This window comes from Staphylococcus gallinarum (assembly GCF_000875895.1).
Taxonomy (GTDB): domain Bacteria; phylum Bacillota; class Bacilli; order Staphylococcales; family Staphylococcaceae; genus Staphylococcus; species Staphylococcus gallinarum.
In genome coordinates this window covers 240,869-267,417 of sequence record NZ_JXCF01000026.1, presented here as the reverse complement: position 1 = coordinate 267,417, position 26,549 = coordinate 240,869, and the positions used below count along the sequence as shown (strand labels likewise).

26 protein-coding genes and 1 riboswitch are annotated in these 26,549 nt (G+C 33.6%); of the genes, 7 read left to right on the top strand and 19 right to left on the bottom strand.

Annotation, left to right across the window (positions count from 1 at the left end; all coding sequences use genetic code 11):
- Nucleotides 1–469, bottom strand: a 469-nt coding sequence (locus tag SH09_RS12035; RefSeq protein WP_042739891.1) for a cytochrome d ubiquinol oxidase subunit II, incomplete at its 3' end; no start/stop codon positions are given.
- Complete coding sequence (locus SH09_RS12030) at nt 466–1,821, bottom strand: cytochrome ubiquinol oxidase subunit I (protein WP_042739904.1); 1,356 nt, start codon at nt 1,819–1,821, stop codon at nt 466–468. The genes SH09_RS12035 and SH09_RS12030, both read right to left, overlap by 4 nt.
- 197 nt (nt 1,822–2,018) lie before the next feature.
- Here SH09_RS12030 and SH09_RS12025 point away from each other — a divergent pair, with 197 nt between their 5' ends.
- Nucleotides 2,019–2,252: a glutaredoxin family protein gene (locus SH09_RS12025; protein WP_042739890.1), complete on the top strand. Its 234-nt coding sequence runs from the start codon at nt 2,019–2,021 to the stop codon at nt 2,250–2,252.
- A gap of 264 nt (nt 2,253–2,516) precedes the next feature.
- Here SH09_RS12025 and ptsP read toward each other — a convergent pair whose 3' ends face one another.
- From ptsP to auxA, 5 genes are all read right to left on the bottom strand, one after another.
- A complete protein-coding gene (gene ptsP / locus SH09_RS12020; RefSeq protein ID WP_042739889.1) occupies nt 2,517–4,232 on the bottom strand; it encodes a phosphoenolpyruvate--protein phosphotransferase in 1,716 nt (571 codons plus the stop codon).
- 1 nt (nt 4,233) lies between these two features.
- A complete protein-coding gene (locus SH09_RS12015; RefSeq protein WP_042739888.1) occupies nt 4,234–4,500 on the bottom strand; it encodes a phosphocarrier protein HPr in 267 nt (88 codons plus the stop codon).
- Between the two features lie 164 nt (nt 4,501–4,664).
- Nucleotides 4,665–5,207, bottom strand: coding sequence for a hypothetical protein (locus tag SH09_RS12010; protein WP_042739887.1), 543 nt, complete (start codon nt 5,205–5,207; stop codon nt 4,665–4,667).
- 57 nt (nt 5,208–5,264) lie between these two features.
- The gene (locus SH09_RS12005; RefSeq protein WP_042739886.1) at nt 5,265–6,434 is read right to left on the bottom strand and encodes a class I SAM-dependent rRNA methyltransferase; all 1,170 of its coding nucleotides are present in this window, start codon (nt 6,432–6,434) and stop codon (nt 5,265–5,267) included.
- 209 nt (nt 6,435–6,643) lie between these two features.
- Nucleotides 6,644–7,945: a lipoteichoic acid stability factor AuxA gene (gene auxA / locus SH09_RS12000; protein WP_042739885.1), complete on the bottom strand. Its 1,302-nt coding sequence runs from the start codon at nt 7,943–7,945 to the stop codon at nt 6,644–6,646.
- A 263-nt stretch (nt 7,946–8,208) separates the two neighbouring features.
- Here auxA and graF point away from each other — a divergent pair, with 263 nt between their 5' ends.
- The 4 genes from graF (at nt 8,209) to SH09_RS11985 (ending at nt 11,557) form a co-directional block, all read left to right on the top strand.
- Nucleotides 8,209–8,343 (top strand): glycopeptide resistance-associated protein GraF, encoded by a 135-nt coding sequence (graF, locus tag SH09_RS16940; RefSeq protein ID WP_198643875.1) that lies wholly within the window; start codon nt 8,209–8,211, stop codon nt 8,341–8,343.
- A 220-nt stretch (nt 8,344–8,563) separates the two neighbouring features.
- Nucleotides 8,564–8,665: riboswitch (TPP riboswitch) on the top strand.
- Nucleotides 8,666–8,754: 89 nt separating this feature from the next.
- Nucleotides 8,755–9,330 (top strand): ECF transporter S component, encoded by a 576-nt coding sequence (locus SH09_RS11995; protein ID WP_042739884.1) that lies wholly within the window; start codon nt 8,755–8,757, stop codon nt 9,328–9,330.
- A gap of 12 nt (nt 9,331–9,342) precedes the next feature.
- Nucleotides 9,343–10,758, top strand: coding sequence for an ABC transporter ATP-binding protein (locus SH09_RS11990; protein WP_042739883.1), 1,416 nt, complete (start codon nt 9,343–9,345; stop codon nt 10,756–10,758).
- Nucleotides 10,751–11,557, top strand: a complete 807-nt coding sequence (locus SH09_RS11985; protein ID WP_042739882.1) for an energy-coupling factor transporter transmembrane component T family protein — start codon at nt 10,751–10,753, stop codon at nt 11,555–11,557. Before SH09_RS11990 ends, SH09_RS11985 begins: the two co-directional genes overlap by 8 nt.
- 698 nt (nt 11,558–12,255) lie before the next feature.
- Here SH09_RS11985 and purD read toward each other — a convergent pair.
- From purD to purE, 11 genes are read right to left on the bottom strand one after another with little or no spacing between them, the layout of a single operon-like run.
- Nucleotides 12,256–13,494, bottom strand: a complete 1,239-nt coding sequence (gene purD / locus SH09_RS11980) for a phosphoribosylamine--glycine ligase (protein WP_042739881.1) — start codon at nt 13,492–13,494, stop codon at nt 12,256–12,258.
- Nucleotides 13,495–13,514: 20 nt separating this feature from the next.
- Nucleotides 13,515–14,993 (bottom strand): bifunctional phosphoribosylaminoimidazolecarboxamide formyltransferase/IMP cyclohydrolase, encoded by a 1,479-nt coding sequence (gene purH, locus SH09_RS11975; protein WP_042739880.1) that lies wholly within the window; start codon nt 14,991–14,993, stop codon nt 13,515–13,517.
- A gap of 15 nt (nt 14,994–15,008) precedes the next feature.
- Nucleotides 15,009–15,575 carry a phosphoribosylglycinamide formyltransferase gene (gene purN, locus SH09_RS11970; protein WP_042739879.1) on the bottom strand — a complete coding sequence of 189 codons (567 nt, stop codon included), beginning with the start codon at nt 15,573–15,575 and terminating at the stop codon, nt 15,009–15,011.
- 1 nt (nt 15,576) lies between these two features.
- Complete coding sequence (purM, locus tag SH09_RS11965; RefSeq protein WP_042739878.1) at nt 15,577–16,605, bottom strand: phosphoribosylformylglycinamidine cyclo-ligase; 1,029 nt, start codon at nt 16,603–16,605, stop codon at nt 15,577–15,579.
- Entirely contained in the window at nt 16,598–18,085 is a 1,488-nt protein-coding gene (gene purF / locus SH09_RS11960; protein WP_042739877.1) for an amidophosphoribosyltransferase, read from the bottom strand. The genes purM and purF overlap by 8 nt, the downstream gene beginning before the upstream one ends.
- Nucleotides 18,064–20,253, bottom strand: a complete 2,190-nt coding sequence (gene purL, locus SH09_RS11955; protein WP_042739876.1) for a phosphoribosylformylglycinamidine synthase subunit PurL — start codon at nt 20,251–20,253, stop codon at nt 18,064–18,066. Before purL ends, purF begins: the two co-directional genes overlap by 22 nt.
- The gene (purQ, locus tag SH09_RS11950; RefSeq protein WP_042739875.1) at nt 20,246–20,917 is read right to left on the bottom strand and encodes a phosphoribosylformylglycinamidine synthase subunit PurQ; all 672 of its coding nucleotides are present in this window, start codon (nt 20,915–20,917) and stop codon (nt 20,246–20,248) included. The genes purL and purQ overlap by 8 nt, the downstream gene beginning before the upstream one ends.
- Nucleotides 20,917–21,177: a phosphoribosylformylglycinamidine synthase subunit PurS gene (gene purS, locus SH09_RS11945; RefSeq protein ID WP_042739874.1), complete on the bottom strand. Its 261-nt coding sequence runs from the start codon at nt 21,175–21,177 to the stop codon at nt 20,917–20,919. The genes purQ and purS overlap by 1 nt, the downstream gene beginning before the upstream one ends.
- A gap of 2 nt (nt 21,178–21,179) precedes the next feature.
- Nucleotides 21,180–21,881, bottom strand: a complete 702-nt coding sequence (purC, locus tag SH09_RS11940; protein WP_042739873.1) for a phosphoribosylaminoimidazolesuccinocarboxamide synthase — start codon at nt 21,879–21,881, stop codon at nt 21,180–21,182.
- Nucleotides 21,881–23,008, bottom strand: coding sequence for a 5-(carboxyamino)imidazole ribonucleotide synthase (gene purK / locus SH09_RS11935; RefSeq protein ID WP_042739872.1), 1,128 nt, complete (start codon nt 23,006–23,008; stop codon nt 21,881–21,883). Before purK ends, purC begins: the two co-directional genes overlap by 1 nt.
- Nucleotides 22,995–23,477 carry a 5-(carboxyamino)imidazole ribonucleotide mutase gene (gene purE / locus SH09_RS11930; protein ID WP_107512257.1) on the bottom strand — a complete coding sequence of 161 codons (483 nt, stop codon included), beginning with the start codon at nt 23,475–23,477 and terminating at the stop codon, nt 22,995–22,997. Before purE ends, purK begins: the two co-directional genes overlap by 14 nt.
- A gap of 220 nt (nt 23,478–23,697) precedes the next feature.
- Here purE and folD point away from each other — a divergent pair, with 220 nt between their 5' ends.
- Nucleotides 23,698–24,555 carry a bifunctional methylenetetrahydrofolate dehydrogenase/methenyltetrahydrofolate cyclohydrolase FolD gene (gene folD, locus SH09_RS11925; RefSeq protein WP_042739870.1) on the top strand — a complete coding sequence of 286 codons (858 nt, stop codon included), beginning with the start codon at nt 23,698–23,700 and terminating at the stop codon, nt 24,553–24,555.
- Nucleotides 24,556–24,834: 279 nt separating this feature from the next.
- On the opposite strand, the gene SH09_RS11920 is transcribed toward folD, so the two are convergent.
- On the bottom strand, nt 24,835–25,980 hold the full coding sequence (locus tag SH09_RS11920; protein WP_042739869.1) for a globin domain-containing protein: 1,146 nt from the start codon (nt 25,978–25,980) through the stop codon (nt 24,835–24,837).
- Nucleotides 25,981–26,222: 242 nt separating this feature from the next.
- On the opposite strand from SH09_RS11920, the gene SH09_RS11915 reads away from it, so the two are divergent.
- Entirely contained in the window at nt 26,223–26,540 is a 318-nt protein-coding gene (locus SH09_RS11915; protein WP_042739868.1) for a DUF5011 domain-containing protein, read from the top strand.
- Nucleotides 26,541–26,549 lie beyond the last annotated feature (9 nt).

Sequence of the window (26,549 nt, the reverse complement as noted above, 5' to 3'; positions counted from 1 at the left end):
ATTCCACCCAATTCAAATCGATGTTACCGGCATGCTCTTTAATAAAGCCACCTTCTGAAATTGTTAATGTCGTAGCTAATGCGGCGGGTATAAATAAACCAGCAATTCCATATAAAGCTAACCACGGTAATTTCGTATCTGGACCATAATTTTCAAATGCATAAAAGCTACCTCTAATTGAAATCAAAATAACAGCAATAGAGGCTGGCAGTAATAGCACTGAACCGAAATATTTCGCAGTGTCTGGGAAAAATCCTACCATTCCAACAAAGAAGAAAACGAAGAATACATTCGTTACTTCCCAAACAGGATTTAAGTATCTTGCAATTAAATGATTTATCTTTTTATCTTGTTTCGTTACTTTCGCGTGTAATGTAAAGAATCCTGCCCCAAAGTCAATAGAGGCAACAATAATATAGCAAAATAAGAAAAACCATAGTACTGTGATTCCTATATATGCAAATATCATGATAAATCACCTCTTTCTTGCTTTAGTTTTTCAACGTCTTTATAAGCAGGCTTATGTTTAAACATCCTAATTAATACATAAGACGAAGTAACAATAAGAACGATATATAAGAGTGCGAATAATACCGTAACTAACGTTAATCCACCAGCTTGAGTGGCTGCGTCTGCAACCTTAAGATAGCCTCTAACCATCCATGGTTGGCGTCCTTGTTCTGTTAAGAACCAACCAAATTCTATCGCTAATAATGCTGCTGGCCCTGTTAATAACGCACCATATAACATAGCTTTGGAGTAAGTGAATTTCTTCAATTTTTTAAAGACTAATGTCATTACATAGGCACCTGAAACAACCATACAGAACACACCCATAAATACCATCAAATCAAAGTAGTAATGTACTATCATAGGTGGTCTTAATTCTTTCGGGAACTCATCTAAGCCTTTCACCTTTGTATTAAAGTTATTATCTGCTAAAAAGCTTAATACGCCTGGAATTTTAATAGCACCCGAAACTTCTTGTGTTTTTTCGTCTAAAGTACCAAATAACACTAGATCTGCCTTAGACTCAGTATCAAAATGCCACTCATAGGCAGCAAGCTTCTCAGGCTGTTCTTTGTGAAGAAACTTAGCTGACATATCTCCTGCTAACATTGAGCCTAATGTAAAAATTAACCCTAATATCATCGTAAGCTTAAGTGCCTTTTTATGATATTCGGTATCCTGAGCAAATTTATTCTTTAATAGTTTAAATGCTGCTACTGCAGCTAACACGAACGCCATTGTCATCAATGCTGTCGCTACAACATGGAATGAACGTACTAAGAATGAATCATTAAACATAGCTGCCCAAGGTTCCACATTAATCATTTTGCCATTTTTCATTTCAAATCCTGCAGGTGTATTCATAAATGAGTTAACTGCAGTGATAAAGAACGCTGAAAATGAACCACCTAATATTACAGGTATACTAATCCAAAAGTGCGTCCATTTATTTTTAAATCGATCCCAAGTATATAAGTATATACTCAAGAATATTGCTTCAAAGAAGAATGCAAAAGTTTCCATAAATAATGGTAATGCAATTACGTGACCACCCATTTGCATAAATGTAGGCCACAATAGAGATAGCTGTAAACCAATAATTGTACCTGTCACAACACCGACAGCTACAGTAATGGTATAACCTTTTGACCAACGTTTTGCTAAAGTTATATATTTAGGATCATTATTTCTAATACCTAAAAATTCAGCAATTGCAAACATAAGCGGCATTCCCACACCGATTGTCGCAAAAATTATGTGCACTGCAAGCGTCATTGCAGTTAGAAATCTTGCTAATTCAACTGAATCCATATTATCACCTTTTATTTTTATTTGTGACAAAAATCACAACTTCCATCCATTATAAACCCGTTATATAATTTTTGAAATTATTTCTAACTATAAATTAGTGACAAATTGATGACTATAAGCATATAAATTACACACTTGATAAATATAATAAACTCTCTTATATTAATATAAGTGGATTCAAGAAAGGATGTCTTCAAATGAAAAGTGTCATAATTTATACACAGAATGACTGCCCTCCATGTACTTTTATTAAAAGTTACCTAACTGACAAAGGTGTGGCTTTCGAAGAAAAAAATGTTGCGAATGCACAATATAGAAATGAAATGATGGAATATGATGCATTTGCGACACCTTTTATACTCATTGATGATGAACCAATGTATCAAATTGATATGGAAAAAATTAATCGTACATTAGATATTGAAGCGTAATGAATCTTATTGAAAAAATATAATCATTTTGTACATATCTACCCTTTTTTATAAAAGTTAAATTAATTTTTCCAATCCAATGATGATTGACTGATGTTAAATATAAATAGAGGCAACGTTTCAGCATAATTGAAACGTTGCCTCTATTTATATTAATAAAAAAAGAATTGGCCAATTAACTCGACCAATCCTCCTACTATTTTATATGTTTTCATATGGATGGTTAGAAATTATATTTCTTTGCCCAATCCATAATTATTAGCATTATTTTGCATATTGATTAACTAATGTAGTAACTTCTTCAGTAGTTGCACAATTAATTGCTCTATCTGCTAATTCTTCCATTTCATTTTGACTTAAGCCTTTGATTTGACGACGCGCTTTAAGAATCGATGTCGCACTCATTGAGAACTCATCTAAACCTAAACCTAATAACAATGGAATTGCTATCTCATCTCCAGCCATTTCGCCACACATACCTGTCCATTTACCTTCTTTATGAGAAGCTTCAATAACTTGTTTAACTAAACGTAAAATTGAAGGATTATATGGTTGATACAAGTATGATACACGTTCTGACATTCTATCTGCAGCCATAGTGTATTGAATTAAATCATTTGTACCGATACTAAAGAAGTCAACCTCTTTAGCAAATACATCAGCTAAAGCTGCTGTAGAAGGAATTTCTACCATGATACCTAATTCGATATCATCAGATACTTCAACACCTTCTTGTGTTAAATTGTCCTTCTCTTCAAGAAGTAATGCTTTGGCATCACGGAACTCTTGAATTGTAGCAACCATTGGGAACATGATATTTAACTTACCGAATGCAGATGCGCGTAATAATGCACGCAATTGCGGTCTGAAAATATCAGGTTGATCCAAGCATAAACGTATCGCACGATATCCTAAGAATGGATTCATTTCTTCAGGTAAATTTAAATATGGTAACTCTTTATCGCCACCAATATCTAACGTACGAACAACGACACGTTTGTCTTTCATTGTTTCTAATACTTTCTTGTAAGCTTCAAATTGCTCATCCTCAGAAGGCATTTCGTCTCTTCCCATATATAAGAACTCAGTACGATATAAACCAATACCTTCTGCACCATTTTCGATAACACCAGTTAAATCATCTGGTGTACCAATATTTGCTGCTAATTCGGCGTGCTTACCATCAATTGTTGTCGTTTCTTCATCGCGTAACTTTTGTAATTCTTTCTTATCTTCAAAGAAGCGTTCACGCTTATTTTGATAAGCAATCACTTCATCCTCAGTCGGATCAATAATTACCTCACCAGTTAAACCATCAACAATAATCATGTCGCCTTGTTTAACTTCTTGAGTAATTGATTTCGTACCAACAATCGCCGGGATTTCTAATGAACGGCTCATGATAGCAGAATGAGATGTTCTACCACCAATATTCGTTACAAATCCTTGCACAAACTCTTTGTTCAATTGAGCTGTGTCTGATGGTGTTAAATCATTCCCAATGATGACAACGCTTTCATCAATCATACTAGGATTTGGTAATTCAACTCCCAAAATATGTGCCAATACACGTTTAGAAACGTCTCTAATATCAGCAGCACGTTCTTTCATATACTCATTGTCCATTGATTCAAATATTGTGATGAATTGCCCTGTAACATCTGTTAGAGCTGTTGGAGCGTTAACTTGTTCGTTGTTAATCTTATCTTCAATCGGTTGAATTAATTCTGGATCATCTAAGACTAGTAGATGTGCATCAAAGATTGCTGCTTTATCAGCACCAAGGTTCTCTTCTGCATTATTTCTAATCTTAGTTAATTCAACTTTAGATGTATCGATAGCATTTCTGAACTTTTCAATTTCTGAATCGACATCTGTAACCTTTTCACTATTGAATGAAAGGTCTGGTTCTACTAATAAATATGCCTTGGCAATTGCTACACCATCAGATGCAGCAATACCATTAATATATTGTGACATATTAAGCAGTTAAACCTTCTTTAGATAAGATGTCTGTAATTGCAGAAATTGCATCAGCTTCATCGCTACCATCGGCATAGATTGTGATTTCCGCATCTTTACCTACACCTAAACTCATAACACCCATGATTGATTTCAAGTTAACTTTTTTACCATTATATTCTAATTGAATATCTGAATCGAATTTTGAAGCAGTTTGAACAAGCATAGTCGCTGGACGAGCGTGAATACCTGTTTCGTCAATAATTACATATGATTTTTGTTCCATAATATGATTTCTCCTTCGTATAGTTAGAATCGTTAGTTTATTATAAAACCTAGCATAGTTTTATATAATAACATTACCAAATTATAAATAGAAATTCAATTCGTTATTACCCTGATATGACAATAATCAGCAATAATTGAAGATTTTATGAAAACGCTCACGATTTAAAGTAATTCTTTAACTACTTTTTCACATTTTGCAATGTGTTCATCGCCTATTTTTTTCATAAAATAATAACTCACTGAAGCTGATATTGCTTGCCCTAAAATTGGGAACCATTTTGTTTGTTTCGCTAACACGCGTTTAGCTACATCACGAATGACTACTTTTAAGATAGCATCAGATATTTTCTTGCCAATAAATTGGCTCCCTTGTATAGCAGCTAGCGCATAGATACGTTCTCTAACACTATCTCCCATGCTATTAACTTGCTTATGGTCAAGGCCATATATTTTATTTACATCTTCTATAATATCTTTCATTAGTTTGATATCCACACCGAAGTCTAGCCCTGGAATAGGTACCACACTAACACTTGATGACAATAGCGATTTCTTTTTCACTAATGCTTGTGCGCGTTCACGTCTCTCATCTACCTCAAATAAATTAACAGGTAATTGATGTTTTTCTTTGATATCTTCTATATTTAAAACCTTATTTCCTACTTCTTTTGTAAATTTATTAGTAAATTTATTTTTCAAGCCCATCTTATACACTCCTTATAAAAAATGACCATATAAAATTTATACCCAAATTCACAAATTTTATAGTACTTTAACAAAAATTGCTTTCAAATATTTTGAAGGTTTATAATGTGCATGCGTTTTAAAATCTTTAGGTAAGCCCATTACGTCTTGTAGTTCATATGCTACACCAGCATTTTCCAAAGTTTCTTTAACTACTTTTTTAAAGGCTTTTAATGAAAAAGTACTATTGTTGGTACATAATAACATTGTGCCGTTTGGTGCTAAAATATCTAACGCTCCAAGAATCAATTTATCATAATCCTTTAATACTGAAAAAGTTTTCTTCTTATTTCTAGCGAAGCTAGGTGGATCAACAACAATTGTGTCGTAAAATAAATCATGCCTTTTCGCATAGCCATAAAAATCAAAAGTATCCATAACGTAAATATATTGTGATTTAGGATCAATGCCATTCAAACCAAAGTTCTCTTCAGTTAAAGGTCTAGAACGATTGGCTAAATCTACACTTGTCGTATTTTTGGCATTGTCTGCCGCAACAACTGAAAATGCTCCCGTATAACTAAACACATTAAGAATGTTGCGATTATCAGAATAGTGCTCTTTTAATTTTTTTCTTACTTCTTTTTGATCTAAAAATATTCCAGTCATTGGACCATCATCTAAATCTATATTATAAAAAGTAAAGTTTTCTTCGATTACAATTGGGAATTCTGGAGCTACTCCTTCTACAAAACCACCTATAATCTCAGCATCTTTGAAACGCATTTTTTCAAAAATAGAAGTATAATCAAACACTGTTTTTAATGCTTCTAATATTTGATACCTGAATTTATAAATGCCTTTAGAATACCATTGAATTAATAGATGACCATTATAGTTATCTATTGTCAATCCACCTATGCCATCACCTTCACCATTAAATAATCTAAAAGCATTTGTACCGTCTATATTATAGAAATAAGTTCTTTCTTCTTTTGCTAGTTCAAACAATCTTTCAAAAAATGGTATATTAATTTCTTCGTCTTGCTCATAACTTAATACCCAACCAAGTCCCTTATGTTGTCTTCCTACATATGCTGTAGCAATATAAATACCTTGATCGTTAACGATATAAAATAAATCCCCTTCTTTCAAATGGTCATGATCATATATATCATCCGCTTCGACTAATGGATATTGATTTAAATATTTTGTTTCTTTTCCTTTATTTAATGTGGCAGTTTTCATAATATTATGACAGCCTTTCTACTATTTAGTATGATTTTAATTTGCTTATCTATTCTATCATTTCATATACATTGTTACATTAAAAATCTAATTATATCAGTACTTTTTAGTAATGTCAGATACCGTTACTCAACTTTACTTAAATACATAAAAAAACCTACCTTCCTAAATCATATAGGAAGATAGGTAACGTCTACTCACATCATACTTTAATCATTTGCAGGTTGTCGTAACTTAATCGTAAACGCAACAATGACTGCTATTAACATGATAAATAAAATCGGTGTAATGAATATTGATAATAACAATCCATGAACCATAATATTTACAAATTCTGTTAACAATTTAAAGAATAATATGCTTACCATAAACAATTGAAGATAATAGAATCTGCCGCGTAAGAAATTTGTAAGTGTCGTTAAAATATATACAATAATAATAATCATTAGTAAGAACAATGTTACCCATTCAATTACATATTGCGTCTGTGAAATTTCCCAGTCTCCTGACACAAATAATGAATTTCTATTATTGAATTCAATTAATGTAAAGAATAGTAATACCGCACCACATATAAGTTCTACATATGCGCGCTTTAACCATTTTGGTTTCTTCATCCAATTTGGAACATCATCCTCTTGAATATCAATTTTATTCTTCCATTTTTCGATAAACTTATCTTTCTTTTCTCTAGCCTTTTGAATATCCACACTTCTTCTTGTTTTACGTGTAAATTCTGTAGTTTTGTCTTGTAAATTTTTCCAATGTTCTTTAGTTTGATTTGATACCGAGTCTTTACTAGCTCTAGAAAGCTCTGGGGCTTCCTCACCCAATTCCTCTTTAGTTAAAGGCAGTGATCTTCTCAAGAATAAGAAGTTCCAAATTGCCATTTGACCTAACAACCACATTATTAAGAAAAATGTGTTAACACTAAGAATATCAACTGGGACAATCTCGTCACTATCAATTCTGCCATAAAGCACGATTTGCGTTAATAAATAACTAATACCATATGTGAAAATAATCCATAAATAATGGTACTTTCTATGATGCTTATTTAACTCATCCTTATACACAATGTAACCAATATGCACAGCAAAAGGAATGACAAAAATAATAGCAAAGAAACTATAAACTTGCGTCATTAAAATTAGTGTAATTAAGAAAAATAAAATTCCAATAACTAAAAAGAAGATTGAAATATCATAGTCATAACCTGTCGTTCTATACAGTGTCATACCTAATAATAGGACAACGACACCAAATAAAATAATGATTATGGCGCTTACTATTGGGAAGTTCCCTATATAGTTACTCATCACCCTAATTATTTCACTGAAAAAAGCATTAATAAAATCCCATACATTATGGATATGTAACTCTGGTTTACCTTTACCATTCAATTTATGAATTAAAGGTAAATTAACCAAAATGATGAGACCTGTGAAAAGCGAAACGATGCCTATGATATAGCTATATAGTATCTCGGCGTGTTTCTTTATAAAAGACATACCATTCACCTCAAAGTTATTATATATGAACATTTAGTTCTTGTCTTTAATAATCTAATAAATAAGTCTTTAGTATGATAGATTAGTTGTATTGTCAAAATTCCACATTACTAATGATATTAAACAATTATTTCATTAAATTCGTTAATTTTATTTTTTGTTTTAAAATTTAATGTAAAACACAGCACAATCAAGCTATGTTTATAGTTAATATTATGTGGTATACCATCTATATAATCAAACATCAATAAGGAGTGTCACATATGAGTAAAGAAGAATTAAACAAAAAAGCTGCTGAACAAGCAAAAGAAGCAGAAGAAAAATTAAAAGAACAAAAAGAGTCATCATCAGATGATGTAGAGGAAACTAAAAAGAATATTCAAGACACATTGGATTAATTTAAATAAACGTTTATAATGTCAAACATTATAAAGATTTAGGGTGATGCTTTATGCATCACCCTATTTATATGTCTATCAACCCTATTAAACACCAAAACTTCAGCTATACAAACACCCATTCATACGATTTATTAACTTGTTATTTACCCTTTTATTAAAAAAGTAACCTTGACATAATATTGAAAAAGTCATACATTATAATTAAATTTAAATATAACATTCGCACTAGGGGTGTTTTGTGACTGAGATGAGGTATACCCTCAAACCCTTTGAACCTGATCTAGATTAAACTAGCGTAGGAAAGTGTATTGCGATACTGAATAATTTATTTGAGTATCTGTATGCCAATATCTAAGCGCGCACTTTTTCTAGAAGGTTGTGCGTTTTTTTATTTGGGAGGAAAGTATTATGTCAAAAGGTTTAAAACTATCTGAAATACTTGTTACTGTATTGATTGCAGTGGTATTTGCAGTGATTTATAATCTCTGGAACTTTGTTTATAAGGCAGTTCAAATTACAGGTTTGCATCTTGAAGAATTAACGTATGGCGCTTGGTTTATGGCGGCCGTAGTTGCTTATCTCATCATTCCAAAGGCAGGTATTGCCTTACTTGCTGAATTTGCTGCAGGTGCAGGAGAAACAATTATTATGGGACGTTTCGACATTGCTACAATGATTTATGCATTAGTTCAAGGCTTAGCCTGTGAAATTATCTTTTTAATTTTTAGATATAAATCACGTAGTGCAATGGTAGCAATGTTAGCAGGATTCTTAACTGCAATTGCAACGCTACCAATTGATTTTGCATATGGTTATTTAGGAGAGATTGCAGGTTGGAACTTAGCTTTATATATAGGTTGTAGAGTAATTAGTGGAATTGTTGTAGCTGGACTCCTTTCCTATTATATCGTCAGAGCCCTCGACCAAACTGGTGTTACAAAATTATTTAGACCAGCTACGAAACATGACTACGACAATCTATAAGGAGTCACAATATTGATATCCATAAAAAATTTACGATTAAAATATCCAAATGCAGATAAAAAAATATTCAATAATTTAAACTTAAATATAAATAGTAAAGAAAAGGTACTTTTACTTGGGCCATCTGGTTCAGGTAAAAGTACTTTACTCAATGTGTTAAGTGGTATTGTACCAGAATTAGTAGACCTTCCAATGAAATATGACGACCTTCATATAGACAAAGATTGTGGGGTCATTTTCCAAGATCCAGATACACAATTTTGTATGCCTAAAGTATATGAAGAATTGGCATTTGTATTGGAAAATTTACAAGTTCCTAGAGAAGAAATGGATGAACGTATCGACAATGCTTTGGCTGCAGTTGATTTAGACGTTGATAAAAATCAATACATCAATCAATTGAGTGGTGGTATGAAACAAAAACTAGCGATAGCCGAGACTATTTTACAAGAAACAAACACACTTTTCTTAGATGAACCTACAGCAATGTTGGATGTTTATGCCACTGAAGATTTATGGCAAAAAATCAAACAAATATGGGATAACAAAACAGTGATTATTGTCGAACATAAAGTAGCGCATATATGGCAACACATTGATCGTGTCATACTCTTCAATTATGATGGTGAAATCATTGCCGATGAGACACCTGAAATCATTTTAAAGCACTATGAGTCACTATTATCCGAATATGGTGTGTGGCATCCACATGCATGGGATTACGCACCAAAGCCTTTAAATAAACACTCACAGCACTTTACAACTCAGAGCGTTGTAAATTTCCAAGATATTACGATACAACGTGGAAAAAGACGGTTATTACAAATCCCTGAATTATCAATTAAATCAGGTGAATGGATTACCATAACAGGACGTAATGGAACGGGTAAAACGACATTACTCGAATCGATGATGCAACTCCTGAAATATTCAGGTGACTTATTCATAGATAACAAAAAAATCACAAAAATTAAGCAAGCTGCGCAACACATGTACTTAGTTTATCAGAATCCTGAATCTCAATTTATTACAAACTCAGTATATGATGAAATTTATATTCAATTTAAAAATACACAAAACACGGTTGAACAAGCCAAACAAGAAACTGAAAATATGTTAACAACATTACAACTCAATTCTGTACAAACGCAGCACCCTTTCGAACTTTCTATTGGTCAGAAAAGACGCTTAAGTGTAGCAATAGCGCTAAGTTCATCTTCAAGATTCATCTTGTTAGATGAACCTACATTTGGACTAGATAGCCATAATACATTTAATTTAATTAAACTATTCCAAAAGCGTGTTCAATCGGGCCAAACAATTATAATGGTCACACATGATAACGAGATAATCTCACGATATGCTACTCGAAAGTTTAATGTTGAAAATCAATTCTTAATAGAAGAAATAGGTGATGTTAATGTTTGATCAATGGAAGAAGAAACAGTCCTTCGTAGACGATGTTAATATCATCACGAAGTTATTACTTGGTGTATTGTTATTTTTCTTCGTTATATTAATACATGAATTTGATTATATGGTTTACTTTATGTCATTAATCTTAATATTTATGCTCATATTTAACGGTATAAAATTTAAGATCACGTTACCTTTTGTATTTTTCACAGTCATCTTTAGTATCATTTCCGCCTTATTTATGATTTTCTATGGTGATGGTACACATACACTGTTTAAACTAGGTTTCATTCATATCACAACTGAAAGTTTATATAGAGGTTTGCATTTGGCAATGCGTACTTCAACTGTTGCATTTTTCGGTATTCTTATTGCTTTCACTTCACAAATTGTTATGATTTTTTACAGTCTCATGCAACATTTAAAGGTCAAACCTAAAGTTGCCTATGCATTTATGGCTGCAATTCGTATGGTTCCGCTTATGTTTAGCTCTTTAATCGAGCTAAGAAAATCAGTGAAGATGCGCTATCAAATGATAGACCGAAGCAATTACAGTGGTTTAAAACGGATGAAACATTTAATTATCCCATTATTAAGTCAAAATATTCGAAAAGCACATCAACTATCAGTTGCCATGGAGAAAAAGGGCTTTAAAGACGGAAAACGTACTTACTATTATTACGCCCCGTTTTCTTATAAAGATATTCTCTTTGTCATAATAATTATCCTAATTGCAGTTTGCGCTTATTTTTTATCAGTATTATTACCAATTACTGGTATTCAAGATATTCGAATAACAAATATTTATTAATCTCAAAATTTTCATTTCAATTTAACCAATATTAAATACCGTATCATACTAAAAGCAATTGTCTTTATTAAATAGGAAGACAATTGCTTTTTTGTACTTTAAAATATTGTGAAATTTCCTATGACCATACTTAGTTGTGGCTTGACAGACTCTTACAGTATTAGCTCAAACCGAAGGCTACAGGCTGAGATTACACCTGTGGAAAGCGTGCCAACCAATCACTTCAATAAACCAGACCCTAAACCCCAATTACAAAGTATTAAAAAAGTTTGTGGCTATTTATAAATTATATCCTGCTTTGAGTTGTCCATTTTTCATGTGGTCGTCTTTCATTTGTCAGAGTTAATTAAGACATGTTTGAATTTTTATACACATGACCCTCGTTCATTTAATTTAGTGCTGTTTATTAAATTATACGAAAGTGTCTTGTTTTTGTAGTAATAACAGATATGAATTTCTTATTGTTTGCGACACTCTTGAGGGTGTAGTTGGGTGTAGTTGAGTGTATAGATCAAGTCTCGACCCATATCCCCTAGGTAAGCGAGCAATAACAATACGATGTATTGATATAAATAACAAGCCCATCAAAGATTTTGATCTTTGATGGGCTTAATGCAAGGTATTTATATACCAGTTTCTTTTTTCTATAATAAAAAAACGGATGAATATATCATCCGTTTCTTATCACATATAAATATTTATTTCATCGCCTTATCACTAATATCAGTACGATAAAATAGTGCATCACTTTCAATTTGGTCAACTGCTTTATAGGCATTTGATTTTGCAGTCGCAATATCAACACCTTCGCCCAGTGCCAAAATCACACGACCTCCAGAAGTCACAAACGCATTATCTTCTTTCTTCAATCCACTAACAAAATAACTTCCATCAAGATTAAAGCCAGAAACCTTCTCGCCCTTATCATAACTACCTGGGTACCCCTTAGATGCCAACATAACACCTACCACCGCATCATCTTTCCACTTAAAATGCAATGGCTGTTTATTATCTAAATCAATGATATGTTGCATTAAGTCACTTTCCATACGCGTTAATAGGACCTGTGCTTCAGGATCACCAAAGCGTGCATTAAACTCAATCACCTTAGGCCCTTCTGCAGTAATGATGGCACCAATATATAACACTCCAAAAAACTGATACCCTTCATTAACAAGTGCATTAGCAATCGGTTGCGCAATTGTATCATTTGTTTGTTGTAAGATATCTTGACCAATATGCGGTACCGGACAATATGCACCCATACCACCCGTATTAGGTCCTTGATCATTGTCATAAGCTCGCTTATGATCTTGAGCGATGCAATCAAATGGTACAGCATAATCACCATTAACAAAGGTCATGAGTGAAAATTCTTCACCTTCTAAAAACTGTTCAAAGACAACAATACCTTCTTCTTCAGGATAAAGTTCCTCAATTCCAGCCAAGGCTTCATCATAATTATTGGCAATAATAACACCTTTACCAGCTGCTAAACCATCTTTTTTCAAAACGACTGGATATTCACAAGTTTGGATATAATCTATAGCGCTTTGCTTGTTAGTAATTTCTTTATATTCTGCAGTTGGAATATCATATTTCGCCATTAATTGTTTGGCGAACAATTTAGAACCTTCAATTTGAGCCGCAGCTTGATTTGGTCCAAACACCTTGATATCTTCACTGTGTAACTTATCTGCTAAACCTTCAGTCAATGGTTGTTCTGGACCTATGATTACCCAGTTGATTTGATGGTCTTTAGCAAATGCCACAATAGCTTCATGATTTGTTTCTGCAATTTCACTATGAACCTCTGCGACTGCAGTCATTGCATCGTTACCTGGAATTGCAAAAATTTCTTTTACGAGTGGTGACTGATTTAATTTATGTGCTAAGACATGCTCTCTTCCGCCTCCACCTACGACAAGTACTTTCATAATCTTATTGCCTCCATAAATTAATGTTTAAAGTGTCTTACACCTGTAGTTACCATTGCAATACCGTGTTTATTGGCCATATCAATTGAATCTTGATCTTTAATTGAACCACCTGGTTGAATTATAGCTTTAATACCGTGTTGTGCAGCTAATTCAACAGTATCATCCATTGGGAAGAAACCATCAGACACCATTACAACATCATCATTGATTTCAATCGCACGTTCAATTGCAATCTTCGCTGAACCTACACGATTCATTTGGCCTGCACCAATACCTACTGTTTGTTTAGTGTTACTTAAAATAACTGCATTACTCTTAACTGATGCTACTACTTTCCATCCCAGTAACATTGCATCCCATTGTGCTTCTGTTGGTTCAACGTCCGTAACGACTGTCATATCTTCACGTTTAGATACAACATTATCTTTATCTTGAACTAAATAACCACCCGACACTGAAACGATTTCTTGTTCGCTGTTATCAATAGTCATATCAATTTCTAACAAACGAATATTTTTCTTTTTACTTAAAACATCTAATGCATCTTGAGTAAACTTCGGTGCAATAATGACTTCTAAGAAAATACCATGTAATGATTCTGCTAATTTAGTGTCTACAGCTCTGTTTAAGGCAACAATCCCACCAAATATTGATTGGTCATCAGCTTCAAATGCGTGTTGATAAGCTTGTTCAATCGTATCAGCTACACCTACACCACAAGGGTTCATATGTTTAACTGCAACTGCTGCTGGTTGATCAAATTGTTTCACTAATGCTAATGCTGCATCTGCATCTTTAATGTTATTGTAGCTTAATTGTTTACCGTGTAATTGTTTTGCACCAGCTAATGTATGTGCTGCATTTGAAGTACGTACAAATGATGCTGTTTGTTGAGGGTTTTCACCATAGCGCAATGTTTCTTTACTATTTTTGAAAAATTCAACAATCGCTGCATCGTACTCGTTTGTATGATCAAATACTTTAACCATTAATGATTTGCGATAAGTTTCATCTAATTGATCATTTTTAATTCTATCAATTACTTCATTATAATCTGCAGGATGAACAATCGTTGTTACATGTTTAAAGTTCTTTGCGGCAGCACGTAGCATTGTAGGACCACCGATATCAATATTTTCGATTGCATCACTTTCTGTTACATCTGGGTTCGCAACTGTTTCTTTAAATGGATATAAATTAACGACTACCATATCGATTAAATCAATTTGCTGTTCCTTTAATTGCTCTAAATGCTCGGGTTTATTTCGATCAGCTAATATACCACCATGTACTGAAGGGTGTAATGTTTTAACTCGACCATCCATAATTTCCTCGAATTGTGTTAAGTCTGAAATTGATTTAACTGGTACATCCGCTTCAACTAAAGCTTTTTTTGTACCACCAGTAGAATATAATTCATAACCTAGTTCTGTTAAAGATTGCGCGAACGGCACAATTCCACTTTTATTTGAAACACTTAAAATTGCTTTTTTCATTATTATTGGCACCTCTTATTGAATAATTTTTGCAATAACTTCTGGATAAAGTTGATGTTCTATTTCCTTGATTCGCTCTTCCAATTGTTCTTTTGTATCATCTGGATAAATCTTACAAGAACGTTGTTCTATAATCTCACCAGTATCCATACCACTATCAACGTAATGCACCGTAGTACCAGTAACTGTTTCACCACTGTCGAATGCTTGTCCAATAGCGTCTTTACCTTTAAACTTCGGTAATAAAGAAGGATGGATATTCAATATACGTCGATCATAAGCATTTAAAATATGATCACCGATTAATTTCATATAACCGGCCAGTACAATCCATTCTACTTTTTCAGCGGTTAACCACTCTATTATTTTACGTTCATAATCAGCTTTAGAATCAAAGTTTTTCAGCTCATTAATATGCACATCGAGATTAAATTTTCTAGCGCGTTCTATACAATAAGCACTCACTTGATCTGTATATAATGCTGTCACTTCAATATGAGATAAACGACCTGCTTCAATTTCTGTCATTATACTTTCAAAATTACTTCCAGAACCAGACGCGAAAATTGCTATTTTGGTCATTTTATACCCCCGTTAATTGAATCGGCTCTGTGCCTTCAACAATTTCACCAATTTTATATGCTTTAACATCATGCTCTTTTAATATTGCTAATGCTTTATCGGCATCTTGTGCTTCAACGATAATTGTGAATCCGATACCCATATTAAAAACATTATACATTTCAGCTGTTTCGATTTCGCCTTGTTGTTGCAACCAATTAAATATCGGTAATGTTGGGAATGAAGTTGTATCTACTTTTGCAGTAACACCTTCAGGCAATGCTCTAGGAATATTTTCATAGAAACCACCACCAGTGATATGTGTCATCGCATTAATTTGAATAGCTTCCTTTACAGCAAGAACTGGTTTTACATAGAGACGTGTCGGCTCTAAAAATGTTTCTAAATAAGTACGTTGAGCGTCAAATTTTTCTTGTAAATCAACGTTTGATTTTTTAATAAGGTTCCTAACTAAGCTATAGCCATTTGAATGGATACCACTAGACTCTAGACCAATAATCACTTGACCAGGTTTAACATTACTGCCATCAATATATTCGTCCTTTTCAACAGCACCTACAGCAAATCCAGCTAAATCATACTCACCTTCGTGATACATTTCACCCATTTCGGCAGTTTCACCACCAATAAGTGCAGTGTTTGTTTCCTCACATCCGTCACTAACGCCTTTAACAATTTGTTCAATAACTTCCGGTACCACTTTGTTTGTTGCAATATAATCTAGAAAATAAAGTGGTTCGGCACCTGTTGTTAAAATATCATTGACACACATTGCAACGGCATCCACACCAATCGTGTCATGCTTGTTATGATCGATAGCTAATTTTAATTTCGTACCAACACCATCTGTACCTGATACGAGTAAAGGTGCTTTCATATTTAATTGTGAAAGGTCAAATGTAGCTCCAAAGCCACCAAGTCCTCCAAGTACTTCTTTACGCATTGTTCGTTTGACGTGACTAGACATACGTTCTACTGCTTCATAACCTGCGTTTATATCAACACCTGCTTGTTGGTATGCTTTAGACATGAATATTCCCCTCTTTATCAAAATATTGTTTATTATTTTTCAAGTATGTTTTTTGGCGTTCACTTAAATGCTTTACATATTCTTCTTCATAGTCATATAATCCAGCAGGGTAGTCACCTGTAAAGCTTTCTACACATAACCCACTATATGGTACATCTTGATCAAGTCCAATAGAATCGATTAGACCATCAACACTTAAATAAGATAAAGAATCTGCACCAATATAATCTCTAATTTCTTCTGGTGATTTATTGGCTGAAATTAACTCTGCCGTTGTTGATACATCAATACCATAAAAGCTAGGAAACATAAATTCTGGTGATGCGATACGTACATGAACTTCGTTTGCACCTGCATCTTTCAACATTTGAACGATACGTCTACTCGTTGTACCACGTACAATTGAATCATCTACCAAGACAATATTCTTATCATGAACAATATCTTTAACTGCTGATAATTTAACTCTAACACCTTGTTCGCGTAATTCTTGAGTAGGTTGAATAAATGTTCTTGCAACATATTGATTCTTAACTAAGCCCATTTCATAAGGTAAACCACTTTCTTCAGCATAGCCTGATGCTGCTGATAGAGATGAGTTTGGCACACCAATGACCATATCAGCTTTGGGTGCTGGGCTCTCTGTTGCTAACTGTTTACCAGATTGCTTTCTTACTGCATGTACATTTTTTCCTGCAATTGTAGAATCTGGTCTAGCAAAATAAATGTATTCCATTGCTGAAATTGCAGTCGTTGTATGTCGTGTATATGATTCAACTCTGATACCATCGTCGTTAATGACAACATATTCTCCTGCATGAATATCTCGAACAAATTCCGCACCAAGTACATCAATTGCGCAAGTTTCACTTGCTATTATATATGCACCTGTTTTCATTTTACCAACTACAAGCGGTCTAATTGCATTTGGGTCAACAGCGCCATATAAAGCATCCTTAGTTAATAATGCAAAAGTAAATCCGCCTTTAATTTTTCTTAAACTTTCTTGTAAAGCATCTTCAAATGTTGGTGCTTTACTACGACGAATTAAATGCATAATTACTTCTGTATCTGATGAAGAATGGAAAATTGAACCTTGATGCTCTAGAGATCTTCTTAAGCTTTGTGCATTTATTAAATTACCATTATGACAAACACCAACACTCATATCATAAAAGTGATATAAAAATGGTTGAATATTCTCAATTCCTTTATTTCCTGATGTAGCATAGCGAACATGCCCAATTGCATGTTGATATGATTTAAATGATTCTAATTGAGTATCAGAAATTGCTTCTGTTAATAGACCTAGGCCACGTTCACCAATGAGGTTCTCCCCATTGGAACAAACGATGCCAGCCCCTTCTTGACCACGATGTTGTAAACTATGCAATCCCATATATGTTAGTTGTGCCGCTTCTTGGTGATTCCAAATACCGAATACGCCACACTCTTCATTTAATCCACTGATGTCATACATTTAGGAATAGCTCCTTCCCATATTTCATTGAGATTTGAAACTTCTCGTGATACCTTTATGTCATTATTAGCAACATTGAATTGGCCATTATCAGTTATTGAACCAATCTCTACAGCATTATCAATATCAAGTGTTTGACCTTCTTTAGCAATTACAATATATCGACCTTGTGTTTCACTGAATAATTGTCCATTTGATAGGTTTACATTCACATCTAAACCTAAACGATAGTGTGCGCTGAATCTTGCTAAAGTTAGTAATAATCCACCTTTACCAACTGTTTGTACATGAGATGCGACACCCGAACGAATAGCCGATTTAATTGCTTCACCTTTTTTAACTTCATCTGATAAATCAATTGCTTCAAATTCATGATTTACTTCTTTATATAATAATTTCTCTATTTGACTTCCACCAAAATCATCCTTTGTATCACCAACTAAATATACCTTGTCGTTCGCTTTTGGTGTGAAATCATTTAAGAAATCAATGTCTTCAATTAATCCAACCATACCTACGACAGGTGTTGGGAATATTGAAGTGCCTCGTGTTTCGTTATATAATGACACGTTCCCAGATACAACTGGAGTACTTAATACTTCACATGCTTCAGCCATACCTTTAGTTGAATCAGCTAATTGTTGATAAATTTCTTTCTTTTCAGGTGAACCATAGTTTAAACAGTCTGTCATAGCTAATGGTGTTGCACCCACCGAAATTAAATTACGATACGCTTCTGCAACGACCATTTTCCCACCTTCATATGGGTTATTGAATACATATCTTGCTTCACCGTCAATTGTAGATGCAATAGCTTTCTTCGTATTCTCAACACGCACAACAGAAGCTTGTAAGCCTGGTTTTACAATTGTATTAGCACCGACTTGTTGATCGTATTGTTCATATAAATAGCGCTTAGAAGCAATTGTTGGATGTTGTAACAGCTGCTCAAATACATGATTAACGTCTACATTACTATAGTCATTCTTTTCATTATTATACTCAGGTGCTTCACCTTCTAATACATATACTGGCGCTTCATCAGATAGTGGTTGAACTGGGATATCAGCATATACTTCTCCTTCATAAGACAATACAAAGCGATCTGTATCTGTTACTTCACCAATAACTGCACTATCTAATTCATGTTTATCAAATAATTCTAAAAATTTATCTTCCGTTCCCTTTTCAACAACTAATAACATACGTTCTTGTGTTTCAGAAAGCATCATTTCATATGGCGAGATACCTTGTTCACGTGTTGGCACCTTTTCAAGTTGTAAATGTAAGCCGCTTCCACCTTTGGCCGCCATTTCCGATGATGAAGAAGTTAAACCAGCAGCACCCATATCTTGAATACCTACAAGTTCATCAAATGTAATTGCTTCTAGTGTTGCTTCCATTAATTTTTTACCTACAAATGGATCACCGATTTGTACTGAAGGACGTTTACTCTCACTATCTTCACTCAATTCTTCAGAAGCAAATGTCGCACCATGGATACCATCTCTACCTGTTTTTAAACCTACATAGATGACTGAGTTGCCTACACCTTTAGCTGTACCTTTTTGTACCATATCGTGATCGATAATTCCGACACACATCGCATTTACTAAAGGATTACCATCATAACGATCATCAAATTCAATTTCACCAGCTGTAGTTGGAATACCGATACAGTTACCATAACCACCTATACCTGCAACAACACCACGTAATAAACGGCGATTTTGCTTTTCTGATAATTCACCAAAACGCAAACTATTAAGTAAATTAATTGGTCTTGCACCTATCGATACAATGTCTCTGATAATGCCACCAACACCAGTAGCAGCACCTTGATAAGGTTCGACTGCTGAAGGATGGTTATGTGATTCAACTTTAAAAACAACTGCTTGTTCATCGCCAATATCAACTACGCCTGCACCTTCACCTGGTCCCATTAATACATGACTACCTGAAGTTGGGAATTGTGTTAAGAAAGGTTTCGAATGTTTATACGAACAATGTTCACTCCACATTACAGAAAAAATACCTATTTCAGTAAAATTTGGTTCACGACCTAGAATTTCACACACTTTATCATATTCTTTATCACTTAAACCCATATCTTGATATAGTTTTTCTAACTTAATTTCCTCTGCACTAGGTTCAATAAATTTAGACATTTTGTTCCCTCCAACTATTTACCATTGCTTCAAATAATTTTACGCCACTATCTGTACCTAAGATTGATTCAATTGCACGCTCTGGATGAGGCATCATTCCACAAACATTACCTTGTTCATTGACGATTCCTGCAATGTCATTATATGAACCATTAGGATTTTCATTATATTTTAAAATGATTTGATTATTAGCTTCTAAATCTTTATACATTGCATCAGTACAATAGTAGTGACCTTCACCATGGGCTACTGGATAAATAACATCTTCATTTTCTTCGTATAAATTAGTGAATGGTGTTTGGTTATTAACAATTTTTAACGATTCATTTCTGCTTACAAACAAATGTGAATCATTGTGCAATAAAGCGCCTGGTAACAGTCCTATTTCTGTCAAAATTTGAAACCCATTACAAACTCCTAGCACTGGCTTACCTTCATCTGCAAAGCGTTTTACTTCATTAATAATTGGAGCAACACTCGCCATTGCACCTGAACGTAAATAATCACCGAATGAGAAACCACCTGGAATTAGTACGCCGTCATATCCAGCTAATGATGTATTTCTATAATCAACGTAATCAGCCTCTACACCTGTTTTTAAAGCTGCATTATACATATCTCTGTCGCAGTTAGAGCCTGGAAATTTAAGCACTGCAAATTTCATTATGCTTTCTCTCCTTCTTCCAACACTTTATAGCTATATTCTTCAATAACTGTATTGGCAAATAATTTTTCACTTAAAGTAGTAATAACATTATGAACCGCTTCATCTGTAGCCTCATCTACTGTCATATATAAGACTTTACCTACACGAATATCATTAACTTGTTTATAACCTAAATCATGAACCGCACGATTTAAAGCTTGCCCTTGTGTATCTAATACCTGTGGTTGTAATGTGATGTGTAATTCGATAGTTTTCATTATTATAATGCCTCCAGTTTATTTAAAAATGTTTGATAAGTTTCAATAATTGAACCAGTGTCTTCACGATATACGTCTTTGTCAAAGTTAGTATCACTATTTTTATCCCAAATACGACATGTATCAGGTGAAATTTCATCTGCAAGGATCACACGTCCGTCTTGCGTTCTACCAAATTCGATTTTAAAGTCTACTAATCTCAATCCCATTTCATCCATTAATTGTACTAATTTAGCATTGATGGCTTTAGCAGATTGCTTTAAAACTTCTACTTCAGATTCACTTGCAAGATTTAATAAACCAATGTGATCTTCAGTAATAAGCGGATCATTTAAATCATCATTCTTATAGAAGAATTCAACTAAAGGTGTCTCAAATACATGACCTTTATCAAAGCCTAAACGCTTTGTAATTGATCCAGCTGCAATATTTCTTACCACCACTTCTAACGGAATTATTTCTACAGCTTCAACAAGTTGTTCTGTTTCAGAAATTTGTTCAATAAAATGACTACCAATTCCTTCTTTTTTAATATAGTCAAATATTCTTGAAGTGATTTGGTTGTTCAGACGACCTTTACCTTCGATATGATCTTTTTTGGCACCGTTACCTGCAGTAACTTCATCTTTATACTCAACTCTTAATACATTTTCTGTATCAGTTGAATAGATACGTTTCGCTTTTCCTTCATATAACAAGGACATTAGTGATGTCTCCCTTCAAATTTGTGTAGCAAGTCTACTTCTTGTTGTTCAATATCATCTGTTAGTACGGTTAAATGACCCATCTTTCTATCTGGTTTACGTACGTTCTTACCATATATGTGGACATGCCATTCTGGGTGTTCTGAAAATTGATCCTCTAAAATATCTAAATCTCTGCCTAATAAATTCATCATAATAGCTGGCTTTAAAAGTTCGATAGACTCAGGTAATTTTTGACCAGTAATTGCCAATATATGACTATCAAATTGCGAATAATCACAAGCTTCTATTGAATAATGACCTGAGTTATGTGGCCTTGGCGCAATTTCATTAACATAGAGTTTATTGTCTGTATCGATAAAGAACTCTACTGTGAATGTACCAACAAAATGAATCTTTTCGATTATCTTGTTAACTTCATTACGGGCTTCCTGTTCTTTGTCTACACGTGCAGGAACAATTGTTTTAAATAATATTTGATTTTGATGTTCATTTTCTTGTAATGGGAAATAAGTAATTTGATTGTCATTTCCGATTGTTACTGTTAAAGAAACTTCTTTATACAAATCTAAATACTTCTCTGCAACACATTCTTGATTCGAAATGAGTTCTTGTGCTTCTTCTAAATCCATTTCATCTCTGACTAAAATTTGACCTTTACCGTCATAGCCACCAAATCGTGTCTTAACGATAAACGGATAACCAATTTCTGCTACAGCCTGAGTTATGTCATTTTTTTCCGTTAATTGTACAAACGGCGCAATTTGAGTATTTGCTTTTTGTAATGTTTCTTTTTCGGTTAATCTATCCTGTAACAATTGGATTGCTTCATAACCTTGAGGAACGTTATATTTTGAGACTAGTGTTTGTAGTTGGTTAGCTGAAATATTTTCAAATTCATAAGTGATGACATCTGATGCTTCTCCTAATGACTCCAAAGCTGCTAAATCATCATAGTTTGCATTGATAAATTGATGTGCAACATGTTGACATGGACAATCAGCATCTGGGTCTAAGACAATAACTTTATAACCCATTTTTTGTGCGGATTGTGCCATCATCTTACCTAATTGACCTCCGCCTATGATGCCAATTGTTGAGCCGAATTTTAACTTATTGAAGATCATGCTGCATTTCACTCACTTTCTCGACTAACGATTTTTCATAATTTTCCAAATTCTTTTGGATTGTTTCATTACCGATACTTAACATTCTGGCTGCAAGTATTCCGGCATTTTTCGCACCAGCTTTACCAATTGCTGTTGTAGCGACTGGGATACCACCTGGCATTTGCACGATTGAGAGTAAAGAATCCAGTCCTTTTAAACTCTTCGATTCGATAGGCACACCAATGACTGGCAATGTTGTCATAGAGGCCACCATTCCTGGTAAATGCGCTGCGCCTCCAGCACCTGCAATAATGACATCATAACCATTCGCTCTCGCTTCATTTGAAAATTCAAACATTAATTGAGGCGTACGATGTGCGGAAACTACTTTTTTATCGTACGGTATTCCAAATTGGTCTAACATTTGGCAACTCTCTTTCATTGTTTCCCAATCAGAAGAACTACCCATAATGACTACCACTTTCAAGTTGAACACCCTTTCAGATATTTGAAATAATACTGCTAATAGTTGTATATTACAGATATAGCATAACAACTAAACTATGCTTTTTCAATCAAAAATCGAACTTTATTTTAAAAAAATAACTCAATCTACGTCTTTTGGTTGAAATTTATGCTGTGTTTTATGTTAAAGTTAAGTTAAGGAAGTAAAGTGAAGTTTAAACATTCGAGGAGGACATATTTACATGGTCGCAAAAATATTAGATGGAAAACAAATTGCAAAAGATTATAGACAAGGTCTAAAAGATCAAGTCGAAGCATTACAAGCAAAAGGTTTCACTCCAAAGTTATCAGTAATTCTTGTTGGTAATGATGGCGCGAGTCAAAGTTATGTTAATTCTAAAAAGAAAGCTGCAGAAAAAATTGGTATGATTTCAGAAATCGTCCATTTAGATGTAACTGCTACTGAAGCGGAAGTTCTTGGAGAACTTAAACGCTTAAACGAAGATGAAACAGTAAGTGGTATATTAGTACAAGTACCACTCCCTAAACAAGTGAGTGAACAAAAGGTTTTAGAAGCAATCAACCCAGCAAAAGACGTTGATGGATTCCATCCTGAAAATATTGGTAAACTTTATATCGATGAGCAAACTTTTGTACCTTGTACACCTTTAGGTATTATGGAAATATTAAATCATGCAGATATCGATATTGAAGGTAAAGAAGCAGTAATTATTGGACGTAGCCATATTGTTGGACAACCAGTATCAAAATTATTGCTACAAAAAAATGCGACTGTTACGATTCTTCATTCAAGAACAAAAGACATGCATAAACATTTAAAAGATGCAGATATTATTGTAAGTGCCGTTGGTAGACCTGGTCTCGTTACAAAGGATGATGTTAAAGAAGGTGCTGTTGTTATTGACGTCGGAAATACACCTGATGAAAATGGTAAATTAAAAGGCGACGTCGAATATGATGAAGTGAAAGAAATTGCCGGTGCAATCACTCCAGTCCCAGGTGGCGTTGGTCCAATGACAATCACAATGGTATTAAATAATACATTAATTGCAGAAAAATTACGTAGAGGTATTGAGTAAGATAATAGTCTAGATGTTAAGATATTTATCCAGTTAAAAAGGCAATTTCTATCGAATGTGATAGAAATTGCCTTTTCCTTTTATTATTTGCTACACAGGTGTTTGGCTTTTCGAACATCATAACCTATTCGTACTAAACAAATAATGATGTTTTCACTATAAAAATGCCACCCCAAGAGATTAATTTAATCTTAGGGGTGGCATTATTCTGAGGTTTAACTCCCAGTCACTTCTATATATCATTTTTAAAGGGGTAACTTGGTTTTAACGTTATATAAATTATACACCAACACTTAATTTTGGAATAAATGATTCAAAATGTACACGCTCTGATGCTACTCCAATTTCTTTTAATATACTGATGATGGATTTCAAGAACTCTGTTCCACCACAAACATAAATTTCTGTATCATCTGTTAAATACTGTTTTAAATATTCAGCATCGATATAACCATTTTGATTTTTGTCGTGAATGATATAATTAGCATTATCTTCATTATTTGCAATTTTAGATAGCTTTTCTTGGAATGGAATTTGGTCAATATCATTCGTGTTTTGAATGAATTGTGCTGTTCCTTGACTAGATACAACGTGTCTAAACATTGGAACTAATGGCGTTACACCGATTCCTGAACCGATAAACAATTGTGGTTTAGACACATGATTTAATGTAAAGTCACCAACTGGTGCAGATAAATTAATCATATCACCAACTTTGAACTCATCGTGTAAAATTGTTGAAACTTCTCCTTCATTATTCTCTGTAACATCTCTTTTAACAGCAAAACTTAATTGATCAACATTACCTTCTACAATAGAATAATGACGTTTTGCACGATATGGTAATTTCTCACTTTCAACATCAACCGTAATATATTGTCCTGGCTCAAATTGACTTAAATCTATTTCAGTTGATTTAATCGTAAATAACTTAATATTGTCAGTAACTTGCTCTATATCAATGAGTTCGAATGGTTTGAAACCACTCCATGCCATTTGTTCATATATTTCTTTTTCAACTGAGATAAACACATTTGCAATTTCACCATAAGCTTTTGTCCAAGTTTGAACGATTGGATTATCATTTTCCAAACTTAGCACATGTTCAATTGCAGCAATTAAATTTTCACCAACTATATCATAACCTGCTGGCGGTACTTGTAGCGCACAATGCTTATATGCAATCTCTTTTACTACTGGTAAAATACGCGTTAAATCTTCAATATTTAATGCAGCAGCTAATACACTTTGAGCTAATGCTGTGGATTGAAGCCCTCTCTTTTGATTCGTTTGGTTAAACATATTTTTTAATTCTGGATGTTGATTAAACATTCTTTTGTAGAAAAATGACGTGATTTCTGTACCCTTTTCTTGTAATACTGGCACCGTTTCTTTAATAATTGCTTTTTCGTTCTCTGTTAACATACTTGACACTCCCCTAGCCATTTATTCTTTATTTCACAAATTAGTTTAATACAATTAATTTACATTTGAAAGGTTTACGTGATAAAATTCACAAAAAGTTCAATTTACTAAATTTTAACTGAAATTTTCATTTAAATTTAAAGTCGTACGGTATATTAAGACTATAGTATGATGATTTTAAACGTAGATTACAGTATAGTTAAGTTAAATAAATCAATGGCTTTCATTCGGAGGTTAGCGTTATGAACAAATTATTACAGTCTTTATCAGCATTAGGTGTTTCCGCAACGCTTGTTACACCTAACCTAAGCGCAGAAGCTACTGATAACTCTATTCCAGAATTAAAAGGTACAAAAGATACAATTATACATAAGGGAGAAGCATATCAACCATTAAAAGGTGTCCGTGCGTTTGACAAAGAAGATGGCGACCTGACACATAAAATAACTGTAGATGGTGATATTGATACTTCAAAGCCAGGAAAATATAAAGTCGTTTATAAAGTTGAAGATTCAGATGGTGCAATTGGAAAATCAACACATTATATAGAAGTAAAATAATCAACTAAA

Coding starts and splice junctions, on each gene's coding strand:
- SH09_RS11995 (WP_042739884.1), top strand. CDS start 8,755: ATGTCAAAAGGTTTAAAACTATCTGAAATACTTGTTACTGTATTGATT.
- purM (WP_042739878.1), bottom strand. CDS start 16,605: ATGTCTAAAGCATACCAACAAGCAGGTGTTGATATAAACGCAGGTTAT.
- purQ (WP_042739875.1), bottom strand. CDS start 20,917: ATGAAATTTGCAGTGCTTAAATTTCCAGGCTCTAACTGCGACAGAGAT.
- SH09_RS11985 (WP_042739882.1), top strand. CDS start 10,751: ATGTTTGATCAATGGAAGAAGAAACAGTCCTTCGTAGACGATGTTAAT.
- SH09_RS12025 (WP_042739890.1), top strand. CDS start 2,019: ATGAAAAGTGTCATAATTTATACACAGAATGACTGCCCTCCATGTACT.
- SH09_RS11920 (WP_042739869.1), bottom strand. CDS start 25,980: ATGTTAACAGAGAACGAAAAAGCAATTATTAAAGAAACGGTGCCAGTA.
- purS (WP_042739874.1), bottom strand. CDS start 21,177: ATGAAAACTATCGAATTACACATCACATTACAACCACAGGTATTAGAT.
- purL (WP_042739876.1), bottom strand. CDS start 20,253: ATGTCTAAATTTATTGAACCTAGTGCAGAGGAAATTAAGTTAGAAAAA.
- purF (WP_042739877.1), bottom strand. CDS start 18,085: ATGTATGACATCAGTGGATTAAATGAAGAGTGTGGCGTATTCGGTATT.
- SH09_RS11915 (WP_042739868.1), top strand. CDS start 26,223: ATGAACAAATTATTACAGTCTTTATCAGCATTAGGTGTTTCCGCAACG.
- graF (WP_198643875.1), top strand. CDS start 8,209: ATGAGTAAAGAAGAATTAAACAAAAAAGCTGCTGAACAAGCAAAAGAA.
- purK (WP_042739872.1), bottom strand. CDS start 23,008: ATGATCTTCAATAAGTTAAAATTCGGCTCAACAATTGGCATCATAGGC.
- SH09_RS12015 (WP_042739888.1), bottom strand. CDS start 4,500: ATGGAACAAAAATCATATGTAATTATTGACGAAACAGGTATTCACGCT.
- purH (WP_042739880.1), bottom strand. CDS start 14,993: ATGAAAAAAGCAATTTTAAGTGTTTCAAATAAAAGTGGAATTGTGCCG.
- purD (WP_042739881.1), bottom strand. CDS start 13,494: ATGAAAGTACTTGTCGTAGGTGGAGGCGGAAGAGAGCATGTCTTAGCA.
- ptsP (WP_042739889.1), bottom strand. CDS start 4,232: ATGTCACAATATATTAATGGTATTGCTGCATCTGATGGTGTAGCAATT.
- purC (WP_042739873.1), bottom strand. CDS start 21,881: ATGTCCTTGTTATATGAAGGAAAAGCGAAACGTATCTATTCAACTGAT.
- SH09_RS12030 (WP_042739904.1), bottom strand. CDS start 1,821: ATGGATTCAGTTGAATTAGCAAGATTTCTAACTGCAATGACGCTTGCA.
- purN (WP_042739879.1), bottom strand. CDS start 15,575: ATGACCAAAATAGCAATTTTCGCGTCTGGTTCTGGAAGTAATTTTGAA.
- SH09_RS12005 (WP_042739886.1), bottom strand. CDS start 6,434: ATGAAAACTGCCACATTAAATAAAGGAAAAGAAACAAAATATTTAAAT.
- SH09_RS12010 (WP_042739887.1), bottom strand. CDS start 5,207: ATGGGCTTGAAAAATAAATTTACTAATAAATTTACAAAAGAAGTAGGA.
- folD (WP_042739870.1), top strand. CDS start 23,698: ATGGTCGCAAAAATATTAGATGGAAAACAAATTGCAAAAGATTATAGA.
- auxA (WP_042739885.1), bottom strand. CDS start 7,945: ATGTCTTTTATAAAGAAACACGCCGAGATACTATATAGCTATATCATA.